This window comes from Devosia insulae DS-56 (assembly GCF_000970465.2).
GTDB classification, from domain to species: Bacteria; Pseudomonadota; Alphaproteobacteria; order Rhizobiales; family Devosiaceae; genus Devosia_A; species Devosia_A insulae.
In genome coordinates, this window is record NZ_LAJE02000103.1 from 1 (window position 1) to 6,066 (window position 6,066).

Here is a 6,066-nt window from a genome sequence, read left to right on the forward strand (position 1 = left end):
GGTTCACGCTGGGCGGCGGCACGGGTTGGCTGGACCGCAAGTTCGGCCTTGCCTGCGACAATCTGCTGTCCGCCGAAGTTGTTACCGCCGACGGCAGGATCGTTACGGCCTCGGAAAGTGAGAACCGCGAACTGTTCTGGGCTCTGCATGGCGGCGGCGGCAATTTCGGCGTGGTGACCTCGCTGACGCTGCGCCTCTACCCGCTATCGAACGTAACCGCTGGGTTACTGTTCTGGTCGCCGGAACAGGGGCCGGAAATCCTGAGGCAGTTCCGCGATTTCCTCGAGGCGGCACCGGACGAAGTGGGAGGTGGCGCCATCTACGTGACAGGCCCGGAGGCCGATTTCGTTCCTGCCCCGCTGGTCGGCAAGCTCGCCTTCATCCTGGTGGTGGTGTTCGCCGGCGGCGAGGAAGAGGCGCGCAGGGTACTGGCGCCGATGCTCTCGCTCGGCCACGCCGGTGGCATGATCGCCGAGATGCCCTATGCCGATTTCCAGTCGATGCTCGACGACCCGCCGGGTTATCGCAACTACTGGTCGGCGCAGTATCTCAGCTCGCTGCCCGACGTGGCAGTCGAGGTGTTCTGCGCCCGGGCGGCCGACATGATCGTCCCTTCGGCGTCGCAGCATGTGCTCTTCCCCGGCGGCGGCAAGGCAGCCCGCGAGACTGCGGACTGGCCGGTGCCCTGGCGCAGCGCGCCATGGGTCGCCCATCCGTTCGGGCTGTGGACCGATCCCGCTGACGACGTACGCGGCCGCGACTGGGCCCGAAACATCGTTGCCGACCTGAAGCCCTGGGCAACCGAGCACGTCTACCTCAACTTCATCGGCGACGAGGGCGCCGACCGCGTAGTCTCGGGCTTCGGCGGCGAGCACTACAAGCGGCTGGTACAGGTGAAGCGCGAGTACGACCCGCGCAATGTCTTCCACCTCAACCACAATATCCCGCCGGGCTGATCGACCCTGGCGAGCGCCGCCCGCCTCCTAGTTCAGCCGGACGTCCACCACGCCTTCCATCGCCTTGATGCTGCCGGCGATTTCGGCGCTGAGGCGATAGCCGCCCCTGAGCTCGATCTCGTACTCCTTCGCACCCGCATCGCGGATGACGATGAAGCTGACCTGCCCTTCGCCGCCGGGCTTGAGCTGCGACGCGATCGGGGCGAGGCACTTTTCCGAGCCGGCGAACACCGTGAGGCGCCGGCCGACCTTCTCGGCGGCTCCCTCGATCGGCTCGGCCTTGCTCAGGCGAATGCTGATGCCATCGGGACGCTCATCGGCTTCAACCGTCAGGATCACCGACTTGCCCGGCTGCAGGACATTGGAGAACTGGCTGATCTGCTCGGAAAAGGCGATCACTTCGTAGCCGCCGCTGGCATCGGACAGGCTGAGGATGGCCATCGGCGTGCCCTTTTTGGTGCGCCGATCGTTACGGGAAGCAATGGTCCCGGCGATGCGCCCTGCCCGTGCATCGGCTTCCTTTACCGCCCGCTCGAAATCGCTGTAGGGCGTCACCCGCAGCCGATCGAACAGTTCCGCATACTGGTCGAGCGGATGGCCGCTCAGATGGAAGCCGATGGCGCCATGCTCGCGCGCCAACCGCTCAGCCGGTAGCCAGTTGGTTACCGCTTGATTGAGCAGGATCGGCTCCGGCCGGTCGGCCGCGAACATGTCCATGATGCCGTCGGCGGCGTTGGCATTGGTGCGCTGCGCCGTGGCGACGATCGCATCGATGGCGGCGAACGCCTGCTCGCGGCGCGGCACCAGTTGGTCGAACGCCCCGGCGTTGATCAGCGCTTCGAGGGTCCGCCGGTTCATGATCCGCGCATCCACTCGGGCGGCAAAATCGCCGAGGTCGGCGAACGGCTTGTCGCCGCGCGCTTCCATGATGTGCTCGGCCACGGCCTGCCCCACGCCCTTCACCGCGCCAATGGCATAAAACACCTTGCCGTCATGGGTATTGAACACCGCGTCGGAGCGGTTGACGCAGGGTGGCACGATCTCGATGCCGTGCTTCTTGGCGTCCTGGCGGAATTCGTTGAGCTTGTCGGTATTGCCCATGTCGAGCGTCATGGTCGCCGCGAAGAACTCGTGCGGGTAATGCGCCTTGAGATAGGCGGTCTGGTAGCTGACCAGCGCATAGGTCGCGGCGTGCGACTTGTTGAAGCCGTAGTTGGCGAACTTGGCGAGCAGGTCGAAAATGGTGTCGGCGAGGCCCTTCTTCAGGCCGTACTTGATCGCGCCTTCCTGGAAGCGCGCCCGCTGCGCGTCCATTTCGGCCTTGATCTTCTTGCCCATGGCGCGGCGCAGCATATCGGCTTCGCCCAGCGAATAGCCGGAAAGGATCTGCGCGATCTGCATCACCTGTTCCTGGTAGACGATGATGCCGTAGGTCTCGTCGAGCACCTCGCTCAGCGCTTCGTGCGGATACTCGATATCCTCGTCGCCGCGCTTGCGGGCATTGAACAGCGGAATGTTCTCCATCGGACCGGGGCGATAGAGCGCCACCAGCGCGATGATGTCCTCGAAGCGGTCCGGCTTCATGTCGACCAGGGCCCGGCGCATGCCGGCACCTTCCACCTGGAATACGCCGGCGGTGTCGCCGATCGAGTAGAGCTTGTAGGTCTTCTCGTCGGTGATCGGGATATCTTCGATGCGGAACTTGCCGTCGCCGCTCCGGTTGATCATGTCGACGGCGCGCTTGATCGTGGTCAGCGTCTTGAGGCCCAGGAAGTCGAACTTCACGAGGCCGGCTGTTTCCGACCATTTCATGTTGTACTGGCTGACCGGCATGTCGGAGCGCGGATCGCGGTAGAGCGGCGCCAGTTCCTGCAGCGGGCGGTCGCCGATGACGATACCGGCGGCATGGGTCGAGGCGTGGCGGTAAAGCCCCTCGAGCTTCTGCCCGATGGCCAGAAGGTCGCGAACCTGTTCGTCTTCGTCGGCTAGTTGCTGGAGTTGCGGCACTTCCTTCAGGGAGCGCTCGAGCGTCCACGGGTCGGCCGGGTTGGCCGGCACCAGCTTGGCGATCCGGTCGACCTGCCCATAGGGCATCTGCAGCACGCGTCCGACGTCGCGCAGCACGGCGCGCGCCTGCAGCGTTCCGAAGGTAATGATCTGCGCAACCTGCGCCTCGCCGTATTTCTGCTGGACGTAGCGGATCACCTCTTCGCGGCGATCCTGGCAGAAGTCGATGTCGAAGTCCGGCATCGACACACGTTCGGGGTTGAGGAATCGCTCGAACAGCAGGTTGTAGGCAAGCGGATCGAGATCGGTGATGGTGGTGGCATAGGCCACCAGTGAGCCGGCGCCCGAGCCGCGGCCCGGCCCCACCGGGATGTCCTGCGCCTTGGCCCACTGGATGAAGTCGGCCACGATCAGGAAGTAGCCGGGATACTTCATCCGCTCGATGATGCCGAGCTCATATTCCAGCCGCTCGCGATAGATTTCCTCGGTCTTGCCGGGAGCGACGCCAACGACGCGGAAGCGCTCCTCGAGGCCGGTGCGCGCCATATGGGCCAGCGCCTGCGCCTCGGCAGTCACCGCCTCATCGGCCGATTGGCCCGGCGACGCGGCAAAGGTCGGCAGCACCGGGTTGCGCTTCTTCGGTCGGTAACCGATGCGCTGCGCAATCTCGATGGTGTTGTCGAGCGCCTCGGGCAGATCGGCAAAGAGCTTCTGCATCTCCTCGCGGGTCTTGAAGTAGTGCTGGTCCGTCAGCTTGCGGCGCTCGGTCTGCGCCACCACGGTGCCGCCGGCAATGGCCAGCAGCGCATCATGCGCTTCGTGATCGGGCGGGCCGGGATAGAACGGCTCATTGGTCGCGACCAGCGGCACGCCGCGAGCATAGGCGTAATCCAGGAGCTTGGCTTCGTTCAGCGTTTCCTGCGGGCGGCCATGGCGCTGCAGCTCGATATAGAGCCGGTCGCCGAACAGTTCACGCAGCCGGTCGAGCCGGCCCAACGCGATGGTATCGACGTTGTTGGCGAACCAGGGGTCGATGGCGCCTTCCGGGCCACCGCTGAGGCAGATGATGCCCTCGAGCGCCTCGCGCTGCAGCCAGTCGAGCTTGGCAGCCGCGCGCCCATTCTCGCCTTCGAGGTGGGCGCGGCTGACGAGACCGGAGAGATTGGCAAAGCCGGTTTCGGATGCTGCCAGCAGCACCACCCCGCCCTTGCCATAGCGGCCACGATCATGGCCACGCTCCTGCATGCGGTCCTGGCTGTCCTCCATGGCGGAGAAATCCACCGCCAGCTCGACCCCGATCAGCGGCTGGATCCCCTTGCCCGCCGCTTTCTCGGAGAACTCGAGTGCGCCAAACAGGTTATTGGTGTCGGCAATGCCGAGCGCCGGCTGCTTGTCCGCCTTGGCGAGATCAAGCAGTTTGCTGAGCGGCAGCGCCCCCTCGAGGAGCGAGTAAGCCGAGTGTACATGCAGGTGAATGAAGCCGGGGCCAGCCATTCGTCGTTCCTAACCCCGTGGCGGCACCACGGCCACACACGAGGACGTCAATCCACAGCTCGTCACACGAGTCGGGCAGCAATATCCATCCAGGTCAGCGAAGCGACCGAGAAGCCGCAGATGGTGACGAAAGCCAGCAGATCCTTGACGAAAGAGAGCATCGGAACCTCCAAAGTTTCTGTTCCGTTCTTGTATGTTCTCAATTTGTTCTTGTCTAGCGGCATCGGCCTAGCCATGAATACGTGGTTAACGCGCGAGTCGCCGATCCACCAAGCCGTAAGGAGAACGAGTGTTGAACCAAGAGCAAAAAGCCGAGCGTTTCCAGGCACTTCACCAGGGACCGCTGTTCGTCATCCCCAACCCCTGGGATGCGGGTAGCGCGCGCCTGCTTGCCGGGTTCGGGTTCAAAGCGCTCGCCACGACCAGCGCCGGCCTCGCCTTTGCGCTGGGCCGCCGCGACGGCGAAGGCAGCGTCAGCCGCGATGAGGCGTTGCGCAACGCCGCCGACATTATCGCTGCGACCGACCTGCCAGTGAGCGCCGACCTCGAGAACGGCTATGGCGACACGCCGGAGGCCGCGGCCGAAACCACCCGCCTCGCCGCCGAGGTGGGCCTTGTCGGCAGCTCGATCGAGGATGCGACGGGTAACGCGGCCGATCCGATCTACGACTTCATCCTCTCGGTCGAGCGGATCGCTGCCGCGGCCGAGGCGGCGCATGCCCGCGCGTTCCCGTTCACCTTCGTCGCCCGCGCCGAGAACTTCCTCCACGGCCGCAACGACCTCGACGACACCATCCGCCGGCTACAGGCCTACGAGAAGGCCGGCGCCGACGTGCTGTTCGCTCCGGGGCTGCCGAACCTCGAGGCCATCCGCACGGTCTGCGCATCGGTGACAAAGCCGGTGAATGTGGTGCTCGGCGCGAAGAACACCCCCTACTCCCTCGCCGACCTGGCGGCGGCCGGGGTGCGTCGCGTCAGCACCGGCAGCTCGTTCGCCCGCGCCGCACTTACCGGCCTGAGGGATGCATCGCTGGAGCTGCTCGGTCCCGGCACTGCCACCTATCTCGATGACGCCATCAGCTTTGCCGAAGTCACGGCGCTGATGGCGCCAAAACGTTAGGGAGAAGTGAGGCGGCTGGATTTCGCGTAGCGATGCGGTTACCCCTTTCGCCATGGCGATAGATGCCCGCACCCGCAAGAAACTTATCCGCATCCTGAAGCTGCTCGGGTCCGACCAACCGGGCGAACGCGACTCCGCCGCGCTTGCCGCCCACAAGCTGGTCGCGTCGCTCGGGACCGACTGGGACACGCTGCTCGAGCCGCCGCCCGAAACCAAGGTGGTGATCCGCCGGGTGCGCGAGTGGGACATCAACCACCAGGAAGCGGCCGAAACCCGCATCCGCCAGCTCAGGGATACCAACGAGCGCCAGGCCCGGCAGATTCGGGGGCTCAGGACTCGGGTCAACAGTCTGCTCGACCGCGAGCGGCTGCGGCGGACGAGCAAGGATGATGAGGACGAGATGCGGCCAGACGGCTCCCCTCCCCCTTGAGGGGAGGGGTTGGGGGTGGGGGTCCATCGGTGATCACAGGACCACCCGCACCCTCAGTC

The 6,066-nt window shown here is 65.3% G+C and carries 4 protein-coding genes; 3 read left to right on the forward strand and 1 reads right to left on the reverse strand.

What is annotated here, in order from left to right; translation table 11 throughout:
• Positions 1-956: FAD-binding oxidoreductase (locus VW23_RS06805; protein WP_069908829.1), on the forward strand; the 956-nt coding region annotated here is incomplete at its 5' end.
• 27 nt (positions 957-983) lie between these two features.
• On the opposite strand, the gene dnaE is transcribed toward VW23_RS06805, so the two are convergent.
• A complete protein-coding gene (gene dnaE / locus VW23_RS06810) occupies positions 984-4,457 on the reverse strand; it encodes a DNA polymerase III subunit alpha (RefSeq protein WP_069908830.1) in 3,474 nt (1,157 codons plus the stop codon).
• A 292-nt stretch (positions 4,458-4,749) separates the two neighbouring features.
• Here dnaE and VW23_RS06815 point away from each other — a divergent pair, with 292 nt between their 5' ends.
• On the forward strand, positions 4,750-5,577 hold the full coding sequence (locus tag VW23_RS06815; protein WP_069908831.1) for an isocitrate lyase/PEP mutase family protein: 828 nt from the start codon (positions 4,750-4,752) through the stop codon (positions 5,575-5,577).
• Between the two features lie 52 nt (positions 5,578-5,629).
• Positions 5,630-6,007, forward strand: a complete 378-nt coding sequence (locus VW23_RS06820) for a hypothetical protein (protein WP_069908832.1) — start codon at positions 5,630-5,632, stop codon at positions 6,005-6,007.
• The last annotated feature ends 59 nt before the right edge of the window (positions 6,008-6,066 follow it).

Bases quoted from the DNA above. Each gene is read 5' to 3' on its own strand.
- dnaE (WP_069908830.1), bottom strand. From the start codon at position 4,457: ATGGCTGGCCCCGGCTTCATTCACCTGCATGTACACTCGGCTTACTCG.
- VW23_RS06820 (WP_069908832.1), top strand. From the start codon at position 5,630: ATGGCGATAGATGCCCGCACCCGCAAGAAACTTATCCGCATCCTGAAG.